The 20,492-nt window shown below is 74.0% G+C and carries 16 protein-coding genes and 4 pseudogenes; 9 read left to right on the forward strand and 11 right to left on the reverse strand.

Annotated features, from left to right (window positions below; translation table 11 throughout):
• Window positions 1–72: 72 nt before the first annotated feature.
• Window positions 73–2,445 (forward strand): malto-oligosyltrehalose synthase, encoded by a 2,373-nt coding sequence (treY, locus tag ACIQRW_RS04960; RefSeq protein ID WP_403754517.1) that lies wholly within the window; start codon window positions 73–75, stop codon window positions 2,443–2,445.
• Window positions 2,446–2,460: 15 nt separating this feature from the next.
• Here treY and ACIQRW_RS04965 read toward each other — a convergent pair whose 3' ends face one another.
• Window positions 2,461–3,483 (reverse strand): cytochrome P450, encoded by a 1,023-nt coding sequence (locus ACIQRW_RS04965; protein ID WP_403754520.1) that lies wholly within the window; start codon window positions 3,481–3,483, stop codon window positions 2,461–2,463.
• 110 nt (window positions 3,484–3,593) lie between these two features.
• On the opposite strand from ACIQRW_RS04965, the pseudogene ACIQRW_RS04970 reads away from it, so the two are divergent.
• Window positions 3,594–4,175 (forward strand): annotated as a pseudogene (locus tag ACIQRW_RS04970) (dihydrolipoyl dehydrogenase); the annotation flags it as partial.
• 10 nt (window positions 4,176–4,185) lie between these two features.
• Here the strand turns inward: ACIQRW_RS04970 and ACIQRW_RS04975 are convergent.
• On the reverse strand, window positions 4,186–4,869 hold the full coding sequence (locus ACIQRW_RS04975; protein ID WP_403754523.1) for a DUF1707 and FHA domain-containing protein: 684 nt from the start codon (window positions 4,867–4,869) through the stop codon (window positions 4,186–4,188).
• A gap of 130 nt (window positions 4,870–4,999) precedes the next feature.
• On the opposite strand from ACIQRW_RS04975, the gene ACIQRW_RS04980 reads away from it, so the two are divergent.
• Window positions 5,000–5,962 carry a GNAT family N-acetyltransferase gene (locus tag ACIQRW_RS04980; protein WP_403754525.1) on the forward strand — a complete coding sequence of 321 codons (963 nt, stop codon included), beginning with the start codon at window positions 5,000–5,002 and terminating at the stop codon, window positions 5,960–5,962.
• A gap of 225 nt (window positions 5,963–6,187) precedes the next feature.
• Window positions 6,188–7,099 (forward strand): GNAT family N-acetyltransferase, encoded by a 912-nt coding sequence (locus ACIQRW_RS04985; protein ID WP_403754528.1) that lies wholly within the window; start codon window positions 6,188–6,190, stop codon window positions 7,097–7,099.
• On the opposite strand, the pseudogene ACIQRW_RS04990 reads toward ACIQRW_RS04985, so the two are convergent.
• Window positions 7,071–7,553: pseudogene (locus ACIQRW_RS04990) on the reverse strand (alpha-L-fucosidase); the annotation flags it as partial. The gene ACIQRW_RS04985 and the pseudogene ACIQRW_RS04990 overlap by 29 nt on opposite strands.
• A gap of 77 nt (window positions 7,554–7,630) precedes the next feature.
• Window positions 7,631–8,575, reverse strand: coding sequence for an erythromycin esterase family protein (locus ACIQRW_RS04995; protein ID WP_403754531.1), 945 nt, complete (start codon window positions 8,573–8,575; stop codon window positions 7,631–7,633).
• A 175-nt stretch (window positions 8,576–8,750) separates the two neighbouring features.
• On the opposite strand from ACIQRW_RS04995, the gene ACIQRW_RS05000 reads away from it, so the two are divergent.
• Window positions 8,751–9,209 carry a VOC family protein gene (locus tag ACIQRW_RS05000; protein WP_403754534.1) on the forward strand — a complete coding sequence of 153 codons (459 nt, stop codon included), beginning with the start codon at window positions 8,751–8,753 and terminating at the stop codon, window positions 9,207–9,209.
• 55 nt (window positions 9,210–9,264) lie between these two features.
• Here the strand turns inward: ACIQRW_RS05000 and ACIQRW_RS05005 are convergent.
• Window positions 9,265–9,584, reverse strand: a pseudogene (locus ACIQRW_RS05005) (alpha-L-fucosidase); the annotation flags it as partial.
• Window positions 9,500–10,894 carry a GH1 family beta-glucosidase gene (locus tag ACIQRW_RS05010; protein WP_403754537.1) on the reverse strand — a complete coding sequence of 465 codons (1,395 nt, stop codon included), beginning with the start codon at window positions 10,892–10,894 and terminating at the stop codon, window positions 9,500–9,502. The pseudogene ACIQRW_RS05005 and the gene ACIQRW_RS05010, both read right to left, overlap by 85 nt.
• Before the next feature lie 214 nt (window positions 10,895–11,108).
• On the opposite strand from ACIQRW_RS05010, the gene treZ reads away from it, so the two are divergent.
• Window positions 11,109–12,869, forward strand: a complete 1,761-nt coding sequence (gene treZ, locus ACIQRW_RS05015; protein WP_403754540.1) for a malto-oligosyltrehalose trehalohydrolase — start codon at window positions 11,109–11,111, stop codon at window positions 12,867–12,869.
• A gap of 91 nt (window positions 12,870–12,960) precedes the next feature.
• Window positions 12,961–13,980, forward strand: a complete 1,020-nt coding sequence (locus ACIQRW_RS05020; protein ID WP_403754543.1) for an aldo/keto reductase — start codon at window positions 12,961–12,963, stop codon at window positions 13,978–13,980.
• Window positions 13,981–14,001: 21 nt separating this feature from the next.
• Here ACIQRW_RS05020 and ACIQRW_RS05025 read toward each other — a convergent pair whose 3' ends face one another.
• Both ACIQRW_RS05025 and ACIQRW_RS05030 read right to left on the reverse strand, forming a co-directional pair.
• Entirely contained in the window at window positions 14,002–15,147 is a 1,146-nt protein-coding gene (locus ACIQRW_RS05025; RefSeq protein ID WP_403754546.1) for a M24 family metallopeptidase, read from the reverse strand.
• Between the two features lie 234 nt (window positions 15,148–15,381).
• Window positions 15,382–16,023: a nucleoside/nucleotide kinase family protein gene (locus tag ACIQRW_RS05030; protein WP_403754549.1), complete on the reverse strand. Its 642-nt coding sequence runs from the start codon at window positions 16,021–16,023 to the stop codon at window positions 15,382–15,384.
• A gap of 77 nt (window positions 16,024–16,100) precedes the next feature.
• Here ACIQRW_RS05030 and ACIQRW_RS05035 point away from each other — a divergent pair, with 77 nt between their 5' ends.
• A complete protein-coding gene (locus ACIQRW_RS05035) occupies window positions 16,101–16,493 on the forward strand; it encodes a VOC family protein (protein WP_403754551.1) in 393 nt (130 codons plus the stop codon).
• A 25-nt stretch (window positions 16,494–16,518) separates the two neighbouring features.
• Here the strand turns inward: ACIQRW_RS05035 and ACIQRW_RS05040 are convergent, their stop codons facing one another.
• Both ACIQRW_RS05040 and ACIQRW_RS05045 read right to left on the reverse strand, forming a co-directional pair.
• Window positions 16,519–17,184 carry a LuxR C-terminal-related transcriptional regulator gene (locus ACIQRW_RS05040; protein ID WP_403754554.1) on the reverse strand — a complete coding sequence of 222 codons (666 nt, stop codon included), beginning with the start codon at window positions 17,182–17,184 and terminating at the stop codon, window positions 16,519–16,521.
• Window positions 17,172–18,008: pseudogene (locus ACIQRW_RS05045) on the reverse strand (sensor histidine kinase); the annotation flags it as partial. The pseudogene ACIQRW_RS05045 and the gene ACIQRW_RS05040, both read right to left, overlap by 13 nt.
• Here ACIQRW_RS05045 and ACIQRW_RS05050 point away from each other — a divergent pair.
• Window positions 18,008–19,498 carry an FtsX-like permease family protein gene (locus ACIQRW_RS05050; protein WP_403754557.1) on the forward strand — a complete coding sequence of 497 codons (1,491 nt, stop codon included), beginning with the start codon at window positions 18,008–18,010 and terminating at the stop codon, window positions 19,496–19,498. The pseudogene ACIQRW_RS05045 and the gene ACIQRW_RS05050 sit on opposite strands and share 1 nt — an antisense overlap.
• A gap of 70 nt (window positions 19,499–19,568) precedes the next feature.
• On the opposite strand, the gene ACIQRW_RS05055 is transcribed toward ACIQRW_RS05050, so the two are convergent.
• On the reverse strand, window positions 19,569–20,492 hold the full coding sequence (locus tag ACIQRW_RS05055) for a LysR family transcriptional regulator (protein WP_403754560.1): 924 nt from the start codon (window positions 20,490–20,492) through the stop codon (window positions 19,569–19,571).

The raw sequence follows: 20,492 nt of genomic DNA on the forward strand, positions 1-20,492 counted from the left end.
TGGGCCGGGAGCGGGAGTGAGTGTTCCGCCCGGGGTGACACGGATCGCCCCGGGCGGGGTACGTAGGAGTCCATGACGCCCACCGCCACGTACCGGCTTCAGCTCCAGCCCGACTTCCCGTTCGCCGCCGCCGAGAAGGCCGTGCCGTACCTCGCCGCGCTCGGCGTCTCGCACCTCCATCTGTCGCCCGTCCTGGAGGCGGTCCCCGGCTCCGCGCACGGCTACGACGTGGTCGACCACAGCCGGGTCCGGGCGGAGCTGGGAGGTGAGGAGGGGCTGCGCTCGCTCGCCTCGGCCGCCCGGGAGCACGGGCTCGGCCTGGTCCTGGACATCGTGCCCAACCACATGGCGGCCTCGCCCCGGCACAACCGGCGGCTGTGGGACGTGCTGCGCGAGGGCCCGTCCTCCCCGTCCGCCCGCTGGTTCGACATCGACTGGGCGGCGGGCGGGGGCCGGGTGCTGCTGCCGGTGCTCGCCGGGCCGCTCGGCGGAGAGCTGGAGCGCCTCTCGGTGGACGGAGAGGTGCTGCGCTACGGCGAGCTGGAGTTCCCGTTGCGCGCCGGCACGGCGGACCTCCCGCTGCCGGAGCTGCTGGACGCCCAGCACTACCGGCTCGGCTGGTGGCGCCTCGCCCGCACCGAGCTGAACTACCGGCGGTTCTTCACCGTCTCGGAGCTGATCGCCGTCCGCGTCGAACACCCGGAGGTCTTCGACGCCACGCACGCCAAGGTCCTCGAACTGCTCCGCGACGGGGTGCTCGACGGGCTGCGCGTCGACCATCCCGACGGTCTCGCCGCGCCCGGCGCCTATCTGGAGCGGCTGAACGAGGCCACCGGCGGCCGCTGGACGGTGGTGGAGAAGATCCTCACCGGCGACGAGCGGCTCCCGGCGGACTGGGCGGTCGCGGGCACCACCGGGTACGACGCGCTGCACCGGATCGACGGGCTGTTCACCGACCCGTCCGGCGCGGCGGAGCTGCTCGGCCGCTACCGGGAGTTCGCGGACCCGCCCGGCGACCGGGGCGGCGACTGGACGGCGACGGTGCGCCGGGCCGCGTACCGGGTGGCGACGCATGAGCTGGCCGCCGAGACCGCGTGGCTGACCCGGCTCGCGGCCGGGATCTGCGACCGGGACCCCGCGCTGCGCGACCACGCGCCCTGGGCGTTGCGGACGGCGGTCCGGGAGCTGCTGGTGCGGATCCCGGTCTACCGCCCGTACGTCACGGCGGGCGAACCGCCGACGCGGATCGCCGAGGAGACGCTGACCGACGAGGCGGTACGGGACGCGAAGGCGGTGTTCTCCGTCCCGGAGGAGGCGTCGGCCGTGGACGTCGTACGGGATCTGGCGCTCGGGCGGCTCGGCGACGGGGAGGAACAGGCGGCCTTCTGTGCCCGGTTCGCCCAGACCGCGTCCGCGCTGCACGCCAAGTCCGCGGAGGACACGGCGTTCTACCGGTACGTCCCGCTGGTCTCGGCCACCGAGGTGGGCGGGAACCCGGGACGGCCCGAGGTGTCGCCGGAGGAGTTCCACGCCTTCGCGGCGCGGATCGCGCGCGACTGGCCCGCCACCGGCACGGTTCTGACCACGCACGACACCAAGCGCAGCGCGGACGTGCGGGCCCGGATCGCGGTGCTGTCCCAGTGCCCGGAGCGGTGGGCGGCGCTGGTGGCGGAGCTGTCGGCGGCGACCAGCGTGTCGGCCCCGGACCCCCAACTGGCGTGGTCTGCGTGGCAGTCGGCGTACGGCTGCGCGGAGCTGCCGGCCGATGAGCTGTCCGAGCGGCTGGAGCCGGCGCTGCTGAAGGCGGTGCGGGAGGCGGGCCTGTTCACCAGCTGGACGGAGCCGGATCCGGTGTACGAGCGGGCGGTGTCGGACTTCGTCGCCGCCGGTCCGGGCAACGGGGCGGGCGTGGCCCGGACGCTGGTCGCCGAGTTCGCGGACGCGCTCGCCCCGCATGTGCGGGCCCAGGTGCTGGGGGCGGCGCTGGTGCAGCTGACGATGCCGGGGGTGCCGGATCTCTATCAGGGCACGGAGTGCGACTACCTGGCCCTGGTCGACCCGGACAACCGGCGGCCGTTCCGGCGGCCGGAGTTCCCGGACGAGAAGCAGGCGCTGACGGGGGCCGCGCTGGGGCTGCGGCGGGAACGGCCGGAGGTGTTCGGGGAGCCGGGGACGTACGCGCCGCTGACGGCCCGGGGCCCGGCCGCCCCGCACCTGCTGTCCTTCTGCCGGTCGGACGAGGTGGTCACGGCGGTGACCCGGTTGTCGCTGCGGCTGGCCGAGGGCGGGGGCTGGCGGGACACGGTGCTGGAGCTGCCGGGCGGGGGCCCCTGGCGGGACCTGCTGTCGGCCTCGCCGGGCCGGGAGTTCGCGGGCGGCGCGGTGGCGGCGGCCGAGCTGTTCGCCGAGCGGCCGGTGGCGCTGCTGCGGCGGGTGCGGGACTGACGGGGGGCATGACCGTCAGGACGGGCGTACGAGAAGGGCGCGCGGGCCTCGGGTGAGCAGGCCGCCCGCCGACGGGCGGAAGCCCTCGGCCCAGCGGATGCCGGGCATCGCCGTCAGCAGGGCGCGCAGGCCGTGTTCGGCCTCCAGTCCGCCGAGGAGCGCCGCGGGGCAGCCGGCCGGGCCGATGATCAGCGGATCGGCGTCGGCGCGCAGCGGGTCGAAGCGGTCGGGCGCGCCGAACCGGGCCGGGTCGCGGCCCGCCGCGCCGATGAGGCAGGCGACGGGCGCGTCGGCGGGCAGCGTGCCGCCGCTGACGGCCACCTCGGTCCGGGTGCGGCGCAGCACGATCTGGACGGGCGGGTCGCGGCGCAGCGTCTCCGCCCAGGCCCGCCCGAGCAGCGTGGCGGCCCCGGCGCCGGCCGTCGCGGCGGCCAGCAGGTCGGGGTCGTCGAGCATGTTGGCGAGGAACGAGGCGAGGGCGTGCTCGCGGAGCGCGGTGGGCCCGGCGCAGTCACCGGCTGCCCCGCCGGTCCGCCGGTGGAGGGCGCCCCGGGGCAGGGTGCTCAGGTCCGGGTAGGAGAGCCCGGCCGCAGCGGCGGCGGCGCCGGCGGGCAGCCAGCGGCAGAAATCGGCGACCAGGTCCGCCCGGTCGCGCCCGGCGATCCGGCGGGCCAGGACGTACGCGGTCCGCTCGACGGCGGGTTCGGCGGTGCGGTACGGCACGGCCGACGGGACGCAGACCAGACTGCCCCGGCAGAGGCCGAGCGGGACGGGCGCCCGGCCGCGCGGGGCCCCGTCGTGCGGGTAGCCGGTGAACCGGGGGTCATTGAGGGCCAGGGCCACATCCGCGTACCGGCTCAGCAGCCAGGCGCCGAGGCCCGGGTCGTAGCCGAGGGGATAGTCGGTGCGCAGCAGGCGGTAGAGACGCAGCCGGTACGGATCCGTGGTGGCCCCCGGCGCCAGCAGGCCCGGCTGCCCGCCCGCGAGCCGGTGCGGGCGGCGGGCGGCGGGCAGGGCGTCGGGGCGGTCGGCCGGCATCCCGCGCCCCCTGGAGTCGGTGCGCCGGCTGTCGGCGCGCGCCCTCTCAGCGGACCACCGCCGGGGGCGCACCGCAGTCGGCGTACGGCCGTTCGGGTGAGAGCGCGGCGGGGCCGGGGCTCGCGGCGGCGGGGCTGACCACGGACGGGCGGGGCCATGTGGTGCCGGCCGACTGGGCGCGGCTGGAGACGGCGGTGCCGGGCATCCACGTGGTGGGCGACCTGTTGCCGCCGCCGTCACCGGGACTGGCCCACGCTTCGTTCGCCGAAGGGCTGTTGGTCGCGGAGACGCTGGCCGGGCTGCGTACTTCCCCGATCGACTACGCCACCGTTCCCCGGGTCACGTACTCCTCGCCGCAGACGGCCGCGGTGGGGCTGACCGAGGCGCAGGCCCGGGACGCGGGGCACGACGTGGTGGTGAACGCCCTGCCGCTGACCGCCGTCGCCAAGGGCATGGTGCACGGCAGGGGCGGGCTGGTGAAGGTGGTGGCGGAGCGGGCGGGCCGGGTGCTGGGCGTGCATCTGGTCGGCCCGCACGTCTCGGAGATGATCGCGGAGAGCCCGCTCGTGGTCGGCTGGGACGCCGAGCCCGCCGATGTCGCCCGCCACATCCATCCGCATCCGACGCTCTCGGAGGCGGTCGGCGAGGCGTTCCTCACGCTGGCCGGGCGCGGGCCGCACCAGCAGCACTGACCCGGTGGGCTCAGGCGGGCGGGTGGCCGGACCCGGGCGGCGGCAGCTCGGGCGGGTGAGCGGGCGGCCGGGGCGCGGCCGACGGCAGCTCGGGCGGTTGGGCGGACGGTCCGGGCGCACGCGGCGGCAGATCGGGCGGGCGGAGTGCCGGGGCCGTGAGACGGAAGCTCATCCGGCCGAAGCTCACCTGGTCCCCGTCCCGCACCGGGATGGAGCCGACGAGCCGCTGGCCGTTGACGCAGGTGCCGTTGGTGGAGCCGAGGTCGCGCAGCACCCAACGGCCGTTCTGCGCGGAGAGTTCGGCGTGCAGCCGGGAGACGGTCTCGTGGTTGAGGCGCAGTCCGTTGGCCGGGTCGCGGCCGATGAGCAGCGGGTACGGGCCGGGGGCGGGGAGCAGCAGTTTGGGGAGCCGCTCGGTCTGCCAGGCGCGACGCAGCCGCCCGGGGAAGGCGGATATCCCGCCCACCGCGCGGACCAGTCCCTGGGACCAGTTGCCGCCGGCCCCCAGGTCGGAGGTGAGGGCGGCCAGCTCCTCCGGGCGCCGGGCGACGAGGGCGAGTTCCATGCGCCGCATGAAGGTGTCGTGCGACAGCTTGCCCTGTGCCGCGCCGTCTCTGAGCACGCCGAGGACACGGTCGCGCTGGGCGTCCGACAGCCGCGCGGGACTCGTGTGGAACTCGAAGGAGGACGTCACGTTGACGATTGTCGGGCCGAGGGGCCCGGGGTGTCCAGATGAGACCGAGTTTCCGCCCGCGCTGACCTGCGCCGCTCCCCGGCAAGGCCCCTTGCTAGGGTCTGCCGCTCATCCACCACGAGGAGACTCTGTGATCTCTGTTCCACCCCGGTTGACGGTCCGTCCGCTCTCCGGGACCGGTGAACTCGACCTGTTCTGCGGCCTTTCGTATGTTCTCGACCATGAGCTGGCCGACGACCTCGCCACCGGGCGCCGCGCCCCGGAGTGGATGTGGGTCGCCCTGGACGGGGAGCGGGTCGTCGCGAGGGCGGCCTGGTGGACCGACGCGGCGGGCAACAGGCCGCTGGCGCTGGACTTCTTCGATCTGGACGACACGCTGCCGGTCGCGGAGCGTGTCGCGATCGGCGTCCGGCTGCTGGAGACGGCGACGGCGGCCGTGCTGCCCTCCGGTGCGGAGCGGCCCGAGTACGGGCGGTTCGTGCCGCCGGACTGGCGCGAGGACCCGGTCGCCCGGGACGTCGTCGAGGCGCGGATCCGGGTGATGGAGGAGACCGGGGCCCGGATGCTGGTCGAGCGGCTGCGACTGGAGTGGCGGTCCGGTACGCCGGTGCCCGAGGACTCCGGCCGGCTGGTGTTCCGTCCGGTCGCCGGCCGGGAGGACCTGGTCGCGCTGATGGCGCCGGTGATGGAGGGCACGCTCGACGCCCACGGGCAGGCGGACCTGGCGTCCGGGCTCGGTGCCCGCGAGGCGGCCGAGAAGCAGTACGACGAGGAACTGGCGGGATACTCCACCCCGATGGACTGGTGGCGGATCGCCGAACTGCCCACGGGTGAGCCGGTCGGCTTCGTCATCCCGGCCCGTAACAACTACAACCCGATCATCGCGTACATCGGAGTGCTGCCCGACCTGCGCGGCCACGGGTACATCGACGACCTCCTCGCCGAGGGCACCCGGGTGCTGGCGGCCGAGGGCGTGGACCGGATCCGGGCGGCGACCGACCTCGGCAACGTACCGATGGCGAAGTCCTTCGAGCGTCTTGGGTACGTCAACTTCGAGCGGGCGTTCAACATGGTCTGGGATACACCCCGTTGAGCCCGGTTCATTGATCCGCCCGTTATCCGTTGGACGGCGGGCGCGGCTGCGGCTACGGTCGACACCGACATCGGCACCGGTTGCGGAAGGAGGCGAGAAACGTGCGCAGGAACAGCCGCACCACCATCCGCAGTACGTCACTTTCGCGCTCCCGCCCCGTCCGCCGGGCGGTGTCGGACCTCGTCTGACCGGGAGCGCGGCATTCCGTCCCTGGAGGACATTTCCATGACCGATCTGGTCATCCGCGCGCTCACGCCGAGCGACGCCGCACTCTTCACCACGTTCCCGGACAGCCCCCACGTCGGCCGGGCCGCCTTCGGTCACGCGTACACCTCGACGGCCGACGGCGGCGAGTACCGCCCCGACTGGTCCTGGGTCGCGCTGCGCGACAACACCGTGATCGCCAGGGCCGCCTGGTGGGGCGGGCCCGACGACATTGAGCCCGTCGTGCTCAACTGGTTCGACTTCGCGGACGGGGAGGCGGAGGCGGGCGCCGAACTCCTGCGCCGGGCCCCGTTCGACAAGGAGTACGAGGTGATCGCACCCGCCGGGTGGCGGGACGACCCGGCGGTGCGGGCCGCCGTCGAAGCGCGGATCGCCGCCGCGACGGCGGCCGGGATGAAGCCGCTGGTCGAGCGCTACCGCTATCGGTGGACCCCCGGCTGCCCGCTGCCCGAGCGGACGGGCCGGCTCACCTACCGCCCGGAGCCGGACGACGCCGTCATCCTCGACGTCCTGCGCCGGGTCCACTCGGCGACGCTGGACGCCCACGCCCGCAAGGCCATCGAGGGCCCCGGAGGTCTGGACGCGGCGGCCCAGGAGGAGTTGGACTTCTTCCACTGGTGCCCCTCGCCGAGGGAGTGGTGGCAGCTCGCGTACACGCCGGACGGTGAGGTGGCGGGCCTCCACGTGCCCGCGCACAACCCGTCCGGGCCGTGCGTCGGCTTCATCGGGGTCGTCCCCGAGGCGCGCGGGCACGGCTACGGCTACGACCTGCTGGTGGAGTGCACGCGCTTCCTGGTCGAGCAGGGCGCCGAGTTCGTCGCGGGCGCGACGGACCAGGGGAACGTGCCGATGGCCGCCGCGTTCGCCCGCGCCGGGTACCCGGTCACCCAGGAATGGGTCCATCTGGCGTGAGGGCCCCGGCCTCTCGGCCAGCCAGTCCGGGCGGAGGCGCTGCTCGGCGGGGATCGTCGCGTCCTCGCCGCGCGGCCCCACGTTGAGCAGGACATTCCCGCCGTCGGCCGCCGTGTCGCGAAGCAGTGAGGTGAGTGCCTCGCGGCCGATGAAGGCGCCGCCCCCCGAGGCCCGGTTGTAGCCGAAGCTGTGATCGACGCCCCGGGTGATCTCGTACGGGGCGGAGCCCTCGTAGCGGGCGTGCTCCGGGGGTGCGGAAGTCGAAGACGGGCGGTGTGCGCGGGACGAAGCCCTCGCCCTGCGCCACCGTCCGGCGGTCCCGGTCGTCGAAGGTCCGGTCGAGCCCGCCGGAGTAGTAGACGCCGAAGCGCAGGCCCTCGGCCCGTACGGCTTCGGCGAACTCGCCCACCACGTCGAAGAACCCCCACCGCTCCGGCTGGCACACCACCCGGGGAACTGCTGTCAAAACGCTGCTCACTGTCGCGTACGAAGCCACTGCCTACGTCGCCGAGTACGGCGAGGACGCAGCCTTCAGGGCAGGGGCCGGGACGGTGTCACCTCTTGCGTGTGGACGACGACGTCGAACCAGCTCGCGAGTGACCCGCCCGACATGTGGTAGGCCGCATCATCCCGGGGGTCGTAGAACGGGCCGATCAACCGCGTGCGCGTCGGGGCGTCCAGGAGGCGGCGGATCGGCTCGGGTTGCGATGTGGCCAGATCCAGAATGTATCCCGCCCTGTTTTCGGCGGCCGCATGCAGCAGGCTGTCGACGAAGTGCGGACGTGGAGTGGGCAGTGGCTGGCCGATCGAACCATGCGCCACAGTCAGGCCCACGGACCGGTAGTCCAGTCCCAGTCGTTCACGCAGGTATCCGCCCATATTCTGATGCGACTCCAGGGGCTCGGAGGGGGACACGGTACGAGGGGCGCCGACGGCGGTGTGTGCCATACCGCCCCAGTAGACGACCTTGTCGCCGGTGAGCTGCTGCCACCAGCTCACACCGTCGGCCAGCGTGCGTTCCAGTCCGGCCAGACCATCGAGCCGCGTGGTATGCCGCACCGGTTCAGCAGGGAACCGCGCGAAACGTACCGGGTCGCCTGGGTGACGCTTATTGTAGGACCGCATCCAGTGGACGAGGTCGAGGATCTCGGCGGTCTGCCAGAACGACCGTGCCTTTGCCAGCAATGCACGAGGGTCTCCATCGCCGGTGGCGACATAGACGTCCAGGCCGAGGCGACCGGGGTCGTCGCCCTCCAATGCAAGGGAGCGGAACCCCTCTTCTTCCACCAGCAACCGCACGATGCGATGCGCCACGTCCGACAATTCGCGTGCCTGTCGGGCAGCTGCTCCAAGCGCCACGATCCTGGCGTCCCGCACCAGTGGGGCGAGCGGCCGCAGATCGTCCAGTGGCTCGTCAGGTTTCCTGTTCACGAGCACATGGGCGTTCTTCCTGATCCATTCGGTCACTGTCTCCATTGGCCTGTCCTTCATCCCCGAGCTCCGCTTCTCGCGGACCATGTCAGGAGATCGTCCGACCTCAAGCTCGGTTGAGGTCAAGGCCCTGTGCCCATTGATCCACGCTTGACCTCAAGCATGGTTCAGCTTCTACCTTCAAGGCCATCGGCAGCAGCCACCCAAGGAGGCAGTTCCCATGACCGAGACCGCCATTCCCGAGACCTACCGCAACGCCGTCGTCGCCCACATCATGGTCGACGGCGCCGCGGACGCGATCGACTTCTACACCCGAGCCTTCGGCGCCGAAGAGCTGTTCCGCCTCGGCGGCCCGGACGGACGCATCGTGCACGCCGAGGTCAAGATTCAGGGCTCCACCATCATGCTGGGCGACGCCGAGGGGCCGCTCTTCAGCGCACCGACGGCTGTCGGTGGCACCACCGTGGGCCTGCACGTCTTCATCGATGACGTCGATGCTCTGGCGCGGCAGGCCACCGCGGCCGGTGCGGAACTCCTGCAGCCACCGGCCGACCAGTTCCATGGCGACCGCACGACCATGTTGAAGGACCCCTACGGCCACATCTGGGTCTTCCTCACACACCTGGAGGACCTCACGCCGGACGAGGTGGCCCGTCGAGCCCGGGAACTCTTCCTCTGAACGATCCGCCGGACAGGCCCTAGTCAGTCGTCGTCGGACGCGTGCTTGTCGCGCAGGGGCGGGTGCCGTAGGTGGCACGGTGGTGGGCGGCGACCGGGGAGCCGGGGAAGCGGAGCTCGTTCTCGTACCACCCCGCGTACGAGGTCCAGCCCAGCGGCGCGCGCCGGCCCGCCGCCGGGAGTTCGGCGGCGGGAACGTGGGGTGGGGCCCAGCCGGGAACGGATGCGGGTGGCCAGTGATCCCCAGCTGGGCCCGGGACCACCATGAAGCGACCGTGGCGGGAGTATTGATCATTCGGGGGGAGCCGCGTAAGCCCCCTCGACCGCCGGATTCCGCTTCTGTGCCTTCTGTGCGCGGATCAGGTCGCGGTACCAGGCGTAGGACCGCTTGGGCGTACGGGTCAGGGTCTCGTAGTCGATGTGGATCAGGCCGAACCGCTGCGAGGCGCCCTCCGTCCACTCGACGTTGTCGGTGAGCGACCAGGTGAAGTAGCCGCGCACGTCCACCCCGGCGTCCATCGCCGCGCGCAGGGCCCTCAGGTGGCTCTCCAGATAGGCGATGCGGCGGTCGTCGGCGTGGGGCTCCTCCAGGGCGCAGCCGTTCTCGGTGATGTACAGCGGCGGGAGGCGGTCGCCGTAGCGGGTGTGGAGCGCGGTGACGATCTCGGTCAGCCCCTCGGGGACCACGGGCCAGCCGAAGCCGGTCTTCTCGTACCCTTCGATCTCCCTTATGCCGAAGGGGAGTTCAGCGGGCATCGCGAAGCCGGAGAAGGTGTCGAGCGCCTCGGGCCTGGGCGCTCCGACGAGGGTGGGGTTGTAGTAGTTCACGCCGTACCAGTCGAGCGGGGTGGAGATGACCTTGAGGTCGTCGGCGACCGGGCCCGGCATCAGCGCGGCGAGGTTCTCGTCCGGGTAGCGGCCGGTGAGGACCGGGTCGGCGAAGAGCCAGTTGGTGAGGGTGTCGTACAGCTCCGCTCCGAGGCGGTCCTCGTCCGTGTCGCCCGCCGTCCACACCGGGGCGTGCGAGAGGGCGACGCCGATGTTGTCCGCGCCCGCCGCGCGCAGGGCGCGGACGGCGAGGCCGTGGGCGAGGAGCTGGTGGTGGGCGGCGGGCAGGGCGTCGAAGAGGAGGGTGCGGCCGGGGGCGTGCTCGCCCAGCGCGTAGCCGAGCATCGTGACCTCGGCGGGCTCGTTGACCGTGATCCACATGGGGACGCGGTCGGCGAGGCGTTCGGCGACGATGCCCGCGTACTCGGCGAAGCGGTAGGCGGTGTCCCGGTCGAGCCAGCCGCCCGCCTCCTCCAGCGGGAGCGGGGTGTCCCAGTGGTAGAGGGTCGGAGCGGGGGTGATGCCGTGGGCGCAGAGCTCGTCGACGAGCCGGTCGTAGAAGTCGAGCCCGTCGGCGTTGACGGCTCCGCTGCCGCCGGGCACCACGCGGGGCCAGCTGACGGAGAACCGGAAGGCGTCGGCGCCGAGGCCGGCCAGCAGGGCGACGTCCTCGCGGTATCGGGCGTGGAATCCGGTGCCCCGGGTGGTGTCGGTGCCGTCCTTGATCCGGCCGGGCAGCGCGGCGAAGGCGTCCCAGCCGGAGGGACCCTTGCCGTCCGCGTCCACCGCCCCCTCGGTCTGGAAGGCGGAGGCGGAGGCTCCCCAGAGGAAGCCGGGAGGGAACATCGGCAGGGTCATCGCGGCCTCCAGCAGCCGTACGTACGAGCAGAACCGGTACGTGTCAGCAGAACCAGTACGTGTGAGCGGTATCCGTATGAGCGGGTGCCTCTCCGGGCAATGATCAGGACCAGACCTTAATCGCCGGTGACGGGCGGCAACAGAGCCTGTCGCGTGGATCGTGGAGCCCGCCCGCGGGCGGCCGCGCGCCCCGCCCAGGGACGAGGAGTGGTGGATGCAGTTCGAGGTGTGGGCCCCCGAGGCGGACTCGGTCGCTCTGGAGGCGGCGGACGTCCGGCGCCCGATGGAGCGCGATGCGGCGCGCGAGGGGTGGTGGACGGCCGAGGCGGAGGCCTCGGACGGGGTCCGGTACGGGTTCCGGCTGGACGAGGGCCCCCTGCTGCCGGACCCCCGTTCGCGGCGTCAGCCGGACGGGCCCGACGGCCCGAGCGCGGTCGTCGACCAGGAGGCGTACGCCTGGCGCGAGGCGTGGGCGGGGCGGCGGCTGAACCGCGCGGTGCTGTACGAGCTGCACGTGGGGACGTACACCCCCGAGGGCACCTTCGACGCGGCGGCGGCACGGCTGGGCCATCTGGCCGAGCTGGGCGTCACCCATGTGTCGCTGATGCCCGTCTGCCCGTTCCCGGGCGTCAACGGCTGGGGGTACGAGGGCGTCTCGCTGTGGGCGGTGCACGAGCCGTACGGCGGACCCGAGGGGCTGAAGCGCTTTGTCGACATGGCGCACGGGCTGGGGCTCGGGGTGGTCCTGGACGTCGTCCACAACCACCTGGGCCCGTCCGGGAACCACCTGCCCGCCTTCGGCCCGTACTTCACCGACACCCACCACACCCCGTGGGGCGCGGCGGTCAACCTGGACGCGCCGGGCTCCGACGAGGTGCGGGCGTTCCTGCTGGGCAGCGCCCTGGCCTGGCTGCGCGACTACCGGCTCGACGGGCTGCGGCTCGACGCGGTGCACGCGCTGGCCGACACCCGGGCGCTCACCTTCCTGGAGGAGCTGTCGGCGGCGGTCGACGCGCTGGCGGTCGAGGTGGGCAGGCCGCTCGCGCTGATCGCCGAGTCCGACCTCTGCGACCCGCGCACCACGACCCCCCGTCCGGCCGGCGGTCTCGGGCTGCACGCGCAGTGGAACGACGACTTCCACCATGCCCTGCACACCGCGCTCACTGGCGAGTCCCAGGGCTACTACGCCGACTTCGCCCGCGCTCCGCTCGCCGCTCTCGCCAAGACGGTGACGTCCGGGTTCTTCCACAACGGGACCTTCTCCAGCTTCCGGGGCCGCACCCACGGCCGCCCGGTCGACGTGACGCGCACCCCGGCCCACCGCTTCGTGGGCTACGCGCAGACGCACGACCAGATCGGCAACCGGGCGCTCGGCGACCGGCTGGCCACTTCCCTGACCCCCGGTCTCCAGGCCTGCGCGGCGGCCTTGGTGCTGTCGGGCCCGTTCACGCCGATGCTCTTCATGGGCGAGGAGTGGGGGGCGCGGACCCCCTGGCAGTTCTTCACCGACCACACGGATCCGGAGCTGGCCGAGGCCGTACGCGACGGCAGGCGGCGGGAGTTCGGCGCGCACGGCTGGGACCGGGAGGAGATCCCCGACCCCCAGGACCCGGCGACCCGGGACCGGTCCTGTCTCGACTGGTCCGAGCCGGAGCGCGAACCGCACGCACGGCTGCTCGCCTGGTACCGCGAACTGATCGCGCTGCGGCGTACGTTGCCGGATCTGCACGATCCCGACCTGGCCTCGGTGAAGACAGCGTTCGACGAGGACGCGCGCTGGCTGGCGTACCGCAGGGGCGACCTGCGGATCGCGGTGAACCTCGCGGACAGGCCGGCCGCCATCCCGCTGGGCTCCGGACGCCAACGGCGTTTCGGTGGGCAGGTGTTGGCGGCCTGGGAGCCGGTGGAGGTCCCGGGGGCGGACGGCGTACTGCATCTGCCGCCGGAGTCGTGCGTGGTACTGGCCGACGACTGATCGACATCGACGGACGGTCAGTTCTCTTGCCTTCGCGTGCACTTCAACTCGTAGCGTTCCGGGTAGCGCACGAAACCACGAGAGGAACACCATGAAGCAGCGATTCCTGGGGCGTTCGGGGCTGCGCGTCAGTGAACTGTGCCTGGGCACGATGACGTTCGGCCAGGACACCGACGAGGCGGCCGCCTATCGGATCCTCGACACGTTCACGGAGGCGGGCGGCACGTTCGTCGACACCGCCGACGTGTACAACCAGGGCGTCTCCGAGGAGATCGTCGGCCGGTGGCTCAAGGGCCGCAGACGCGACGATCTCGTCATCGCCACCAAGGTGTTCGGGACGATGGGCGAGTCCCCGAACGCGGGCGGGCTGAGCCGCAAGCACATCGTGTCGGCGGTGGAGGCGAGCCTGCGCCGCCTCGGCACGGACCACATCGACCTGTACCAGACGCATGTGTGGGACGCGACGACACCGGTCGAGGAGACCCTCTCCACCCTGGACACGCTGGTGAAGGCGGGCAAGGTCCGCTACCTGGGCGCGAGCAACGTCTCCGCCTCCCAGCTCCAGCGCTCCCAGGACCTCGCGGACCGGAACGGCTGGGAGCGGTACGTGTCCCTCCAGCCGCTGTACAACCTGCTGGCGCGCGAGATCGAGTGGGAGCTGGTCCCCGTCAGCGCGGCGGAGGGCGTCGGCATCATCCCGTGGAGCCCGCTCCAGGGCGGTTGGCTGACCGGCAAGTACCGGCGCGGGATGACCTCCGCCGCACCGGGCACCCGGGAGGCCCGCTACCAGGAGGAGCTGGGCCGGGAGGCCTGGCGGGAGCGGGACAACGAGGAGACCTGGCGGGTCGTGGAGGCGGTCGTCGCGGTGGCCGAGGAGGCGGGCCGCACCCCGGCGCAGACCGCGCTGCGCTGGCTGCTCGGCCGGCCCGGCGTCACCGCGCCGATCGTCGGGGCCCGGACGGCGGAGCAGCTGGCCGACAGTCTCGGCGCGGCGGGCTGGGAGCTGACGGCGGAGCAGGCCGAGCGGCTGGACGCGGCGAGCGCCCGGCCGCTGCCCTACCCGTACGACGTCCTGCACCGCTTCCGTGACCGGGAGCCGCGCGACGACTGAGCCGGGGAGGCCCGGGGCCGCCTACTCGACGACGGCCAGTTCGCGGGCGGTGGTGTTGAGCCGCCGCCCGCCGTCCTCGGTGACGGCCACGATGTCCTCGATCCGGACCCCGAAGCGGCCCGGGAGGTAGATGCCCGGCTCCACGGAGAAGCACATGCCGGGCACCAGCGGCTGCTCCTCGCCCTCGATCATGTAGGGCGGCTCGTGGGTGGTGACGCCGATGCCGTGGCCGGTGCGGTGGATGAACCGTTCCCCGTAGCCGAATTCGGTGATCACCGCGCGGGCGGCCCGGTCGATCTCCTGGCAGGCGACGCCGGGCCGGACGGCGGCACAGCCCGCCTGCTGGGCCTCGCGGACGATGTCGTGGACGCGCTGCTCCTCGGCGGTGGGCTCGCCGACGTGGACCGTACGGGAGGTGTCGGAGCCGTAGCCGTGCTTGAGGCCGCCGAAGTCGAGGACGACCATGTCGCCGCGCTCGATGGTGCGTGCCCCGGCCTCGTGGTGCGGGTTGGCCCCGTTGGGGCCGGAGCCGACGACGGTGAAGTCGACCTGGGAGTGTCCGAACTCGCGGAGCAGGGCCGCCAGATCGGTGGCCACGTCGACCTCGCGGCGGCCGGAGAAGCGCACCTTGAGGATCTCCTCGTACGTGGCGTCCGCGGCGGCCCCGGCGGCGGTGAGCCGTTCCAGCTCGGCGGCGTCCTTCACCGCGCGGAGCATCGGGAGCGCTTCGGTGAGCGCGGTGTAGGAGGTGCCGGGCAGCTCCCGCTGGAGGCCGAGCAGATGCATCGCCCAGGCGTTGTCGCTGACGCCGAAGCGGCCCTCGGCGTCCAGCAGCGGGGCGGTCACCGCGTACGGGTCCTTGCCGTCGGTCCAGTCCCGCAGGGTGAGGGCGGGCGCCCCGGTGGCGGCGGCCGCGTCGGGGGCCTCCAGGGTCGGGACCACCAGGACCGGGTCCTGGCCGGCCCGCAGCACGAGGAGCGTGAGGCGTTCGGTGCTCACGGGGCGGTAGCCGGTGAGGTGGACGAGGTCGGGGCCCGGCGCGACGATCACCCCGGCGAGCCCGGCCTCGGCGGCGGACTCGGCGGCGCGCACCATGCGGGCCCGGTAGTCGTCGGCGGTGAAGGGCGGCGGGGCGGACTGCTGGGCGGACGGGCTCGGGCTGGACATCAGGGCCTCCTGGCGGTGCGACACGGCACACAGCATCCTGCCCGCCCGGCGGGGCATGCGCGACCGGCTTGCCGGAGCGTGTCGGTCGTCGGGAACGCCCGGCGGGTCGTCGGAAGCGCCCGACGGGCCGTCAGAGACGCCCGGCGGACCGTCAGAGACGCCCGGCGGACCGTCGGGAACGACCAGCGGGCGCCGTCGGGAACGACCGCGGGCGCCGTCGGGAACGACCGCGGGTCAGAGGCGCACGATCAGGTCCGCCCGGTCCCGGCCCCGCTCCACCAGCCGGGCGTTCGCCTCGTCGGACCGGGCCACCCACTCCTCCGCGCGCCGCCGGGGCCTGCCGTGGCGGACATGGCGGTCGACGAGCCGGCGCACCCGCGCCTCCGGGTCGAGGTCCAGGAACCACACCTCGTCCAGCAGGGCGCGCACCGGGGCCCAGGGGCCGTCGTCGAGCAGCAGGTAGTTCCCCTCGGTGACGACGAGCGGGACGTCCGGCGGTACGGGCAGCGAACCCGCGACCGGCTCCTCCAGGGACCGGTCGAAGGCCGGGGCGTAGACCGCGTGCAGCGGGTCCGGTGCGCGCAGCCGCCGCAGCAGGGCCGCGTACCCGGCCGCGTCGAAGGTGTCGGGGGCGCCCTTGCGGTCGGCGCGGCCGAGGCGGGCCAGCTCGGCGGCGGCGAGGTGGAAGCCGTCCATGGGGACGAGGGCGGCGCGTCCGTCCAGGGCCGCGACGAGCCGTTCCGCCAGAGTGGACTTCCCGACTCCGGGCGGGCCCGCGATCCCGAGGATCCGTCGCTGTCCGGCGTCCGCGAGCGCGCGGGCCCGGTCCGTCAGCGCGGCCCGGCCGCCGGTGGTCGTGCCGTCCACGATGTCCATGCGGGGCATTGTGCGGCGGCTGGGAGCTCCGGCGGTAGTGTTACGTATAACCTCATCGCTGGAAGGACTCCCCCGCCATGTCCCACATCGCCCTGGTCACCCTGGTCGTCCGCGACTACGACGAGGCCCTCGCCCACTACCGCGACGCGCTCGGCTTCGAGCTGGTGGAGGACACCGACCGGGGCGACGGCACCCGCTGGGTGGTGGTGCGCCCGCGCGGGTCCGCGTCCGGCACGGGATTGCTGCTGGCCCGCGCGAAGGACGAGGTCCAGAGCAGGGCGGTGGGGGCGCAGACGGGCGGCCGGGTCGGCTTCTTCCTGCACACCGAGGACTTCGCGGCCGACCACGCCCGGATGGTGGCGGCCGGGGTGCGGTTCCTGGAGGAGCCCCGGCACGAGACGTACGGCTCCGTCGCGGTCTTCGAGGACCTCTACGGCAACCGCTGGGACCTGCTCCAGCCGGCCGCCTGACCCGCTCACCCCCGGTGCGGCCCCCTCACGGGGTGAACCCGTCCCGGCCCTCCAGGTAGGCCAGCACCGCGAGGACGCGGCGGTGGACGGCGCCGTCGTCCGGCTCCAGGCCGAGCTTGGCGAAGATCGAGCCGATGTGCTTGCTCACCGCCCGTTCGGAGACGGTGAGTTCGGCGGCGATGGTGGCATTCGCCTTGCCCTGCGCCATGTGTTCCAGAACCTCGCGCTCGCGGGCGGTGAGACTCTGGAGCGGGCCCGCCGAGGACCTGCGGGTGAGGAGCTGGGTGACGACCTCCGGGTCGAGCGCGGTGCCGCCCGCCGCCACCCGGTCCAGGGCCTCCAGGAACTGCTCGACCCGGCCCACCCGGTCCTTGAGCAGGTAGCCGATGCCCCGGGCGCCCCGGGCGAGCAGCTCGGCGGCGTACGTCTCCTCGACGTACTGCGAGAGGACCAGGATCGGCAGGTCGGGCAGCTCGGCGCGGGCGGCGATCGCGGCCCGCAGCCCCTCGTCGCGGAAGGTGGGCGGCAGCCGTACGTCCAGCACGGCGACGTCCGGGCGGTGTTCGAGCAGGGCGGGCAGGATCTCCGGGCCGGCCGCGGCATCGGCCACCACCTCGTGTCCTGAGCTGGTGAGCAGGAGGACCAGACCCTCGCGCAGGAGGGCGTTGTCCTCGGCGATCACGATCCGCACGGCAGCTCCACTTCGATGTCCGTCGGCCCCCCGGCGGGGCTGCTGACGCGGGTGGCGCCGTCCAGCGCGGCGACCCGCCGCCGGATGCCCACCAGCCCGCTGCCGGCGCGTTCGTCCGCGCCGCCGCGACCATCGTCGCCGATGGTCACCCGCAGGAGACCGGGGGGCCGGTCGATGCGGACCCGGGCGGCGGTGGCGCCGCTGTGCTTGCTGATGTTGGTGAGCGCCTCGGCGACCACGAAGTAGGCGGCGGCCTCGATCGCGGCGGGCAGCCGCCGCCCGTCCTCCACCCCGTCCAGGACCGCCGTGACGGGTACGGCGACATCGGCGGCCAACGCCCGTACCGCACCGGCCAGTCCACGGTCGGTGAGGACCGGCGGGTGGATGCCGCGCACCACGTGCCGCAGCTCGGCGAGCGCGGCTTCGGCCCCGTCCTGTGCTTCGTCCAGGCGGGCCCGCGCGGCGGCCGGATCGCGGTCGAGGAGCTGTTTGGCGAGCCCGATCCGCATCGACAGGGCGACGATCCTGGCCTGGGCGCCGTCGTGCAGGTCCCGCTCGATGCGTCGCAGTTCGGCCCCGTGCGCGGCGACCGCGCCGGCCCGGCTCTCGGTGAGGTGGGCGATCCGCTCGGTGAGTTCGGCGGCGGGCGGCGGGGCGAGCAGCGCCATGGTCCAGCCCGCCGAGAGGTCGGCCAGCACCGGGTGCCAGCGCAGTGCCCAGCCCGGCCGGTCGGGCGGCTCGATGCCGTACTCGTCGGCCCGCCGCCGGTCCACCAGTCCCACGACGGACAGCGCGATGCCGTCCACCAGCAGGGCGACGGGCCATGCCGTGGTGGCTGCCGCCCGCCGCGGCCCTGACCGGCGGGCTGCTGGTCGCGCTGCTCGCGCGGCCGGTCGCGATGCTCGCCGCCCGGTCCATCACCCGGCTGCGGCCGGCCGCCGCGCTGGGTGCGGCGACGGCGGACGAGCCGAGCGAGCCGGGACGGTTCCGTACGGTGGCGGGGGTCGTGCTGGCCTTCGCCGGGATCAGCTCGGCGGGGGTCGCGACGACGCAGAGCGGTCAGGCGGCGGGCGCCGCCGCCTCGGGCGCGGCGATGTCCCTGGTGATCGCGGTCGCCCTGCTGGGGCCCCGGATCTCCCGGATCGTCCTGGGTGCGCTGGGCCGTCCGCTGCGCCGGGTGGGCGGGGTCTCGGGGTTCCTGGCCGAGCGGGCCGCCTCGGCGCACACCCGGCGGCTCGCCACCGCGTTCACCCCGATCGTGCTGGTGGTCGCGTTCGTCTGCGTACAGCTCGCCTCGGGGCCGACGATGGAGCGGGCCTCCGGCCACCAGGCGTCCGCCGCACTGCGGGCGGACCTGGTGGCGACGGGCGGCGGGGCGGGGCTGCCCGCCGGGGCGGCCCGGGCGGTACGGGAGGCTCCGGGGGTCACGGCGGCGACCGGGGTGCTGCGTTCGGCGGTCGTCCTGGCCGACCGGCAGGCCGGGGAGCCGGTGCTGACGCGGCTGCCCGTGCTGGGCGTGGAGGCGCGCGGTCTGTCGGGCACGCTCGATCCCGGCGTCACGGCGGGTGATCTGGACCGGCTCACGGGGCGGGACGCCGTCGCGGTCGGGGCGGACCGGGCGAAGAGCCTGGACGTCGGCCCCGGGGACCGGGTCGCGCTGCGGCTCGGCGACGGTACGCGGGTGGAGCCACGGGTCGTCGCGGTGTACGAACACGAGCTGGGCCTGGGCGAGTTCCTCTTCCCGCGCGAGGCGCTGGCGGGCCATGTCTCGGCCGCGCGGGACCAGGTCGTGCTGATCCGGACCGGGGCCGCGTCCGGTGGGGACCAGGCGGCCGCGGTGCGGGAGGCGCTGGCTCCGTACGGCGGCGGGGTCGCGGTGCGGGCCGCCACGGGCGATGACGTGGCGATCGCTCCTCCGGTGTCGGACGGGGACAACGCCGTGATCGTCATCGGCGTCGGGGTGATCGGCGGCTTCGCGCTGCTGGCGGTGGTGAGCACGCTGGCGCTGATCACGATCGGCCGCCGGGGCGAGTTCCGGCTGCTGCGGATGGTCGGCACGGGCCGTCGGCAGCTACGGCGGATGCTGGTGCTGGAGACCGGCCTGGTCACGTTCGCCGGGCTGGTGATCGGCACGGCGGTGGCCGCGGTCCCGCTGACCGCGTTCGCCGTCTCGGTGGCGGGCACGGCTCCGTATCTCCCACCGGTGCACTACGGGGTGATCGCGGGGGCGGTGGCGCTCGCCGCCGCGGCGGGGACGCTGGTCCCGGGCGCGTCGGCCGGGGGACGCTTCGTCCTGGGCCGCCGGGCGGGGTGAGGGACGGAGAGGCGGACCGGGAGACGGAGGAGCGGGCCGAACGGCGGCCGGGGCAGGACGAGTGCCGGGCTCAGGCCCGTGCCAGGCCCGCTTCCCGTACGGCCACCGCCTCCATCGCGTCCAGCACCGGCCGGATCAGCGGATGGCCCTCGGCCCCCTGCCGTACGGCCGCGAAGACGCGGCGGGTGGGGGCGCTCCCCTCGACGGGGCGCACGACCACCCCGGTCAGCTCCATCCCGCGCAGCGCGGACCGGGGCACCAGGGCCACCCCGGCATCGGCCCCGGCCAGGGCGACCACGGCGCGGAAGTCGTCCGACGAGTGTTCGAGACGGGGGGCGAACCCGGCGAACTCGCAGGCCAGGACCACCACGTCATGGCAGGGGTTGCCCGGGTAGGGCCCGATCCACGGGTCCTTCGCGAGGTCGGCGACCGCCACCTGGTCCTGGTCCGCGAGGCGGTGGCCCACCGGGAGCACCGCGTCGAACGGCTCCGAGTACAGGGGGACGCGGGTCAGGCGGCGGTCGTCCTCGGCGGGCGCGCCCCGGTATTCGACGGCCACCGCCACATCGACCTGCCGGTCCAGCACCATCGGCACGCTCGCGTCGCCCTCCGCGTCCTGGACCTTGACCCGGATGCCGGGTGCGGTGCGGGCCAGCTCGGTGAGGGCGGGGGCGAGGACGAGGCCGATGCCGGTGGCGAACGCGGCGACCGTGACCGTACCGGCGACGCCCGCGCTGTAGTCGGCCAGCTCCGCCTCGGCCCGCTCCAGCTGGGCCAGGACCACGTTGGTGTGGCTCAGCAGGATCTCCCCGGCGGCGGTGAGCCGGGCGCCGCGCGCACCGCGTTCGACGAGGCGGTGGCCGGTCTCCTGCTCCAGGGCGGCGAGCTGCTGGGAGACGGCGGAGGGCGTCAGGTACAACGCGGCGGCGGCCGCGGTCACCGTGCGGTGGTCGGCCACCGCACGGAGGATTCGCAGCCGCCGCGCATCGATCAT

Origin of the sequence: Streptomyces sp. NPDC091287, assembly GCF_044768525.1 — a bacterium.
Lineage (GTDB): Bacteria > Actinomycetota > Actinomycetes > Streptomycetales > Streptomycetaceae > Streptomyces.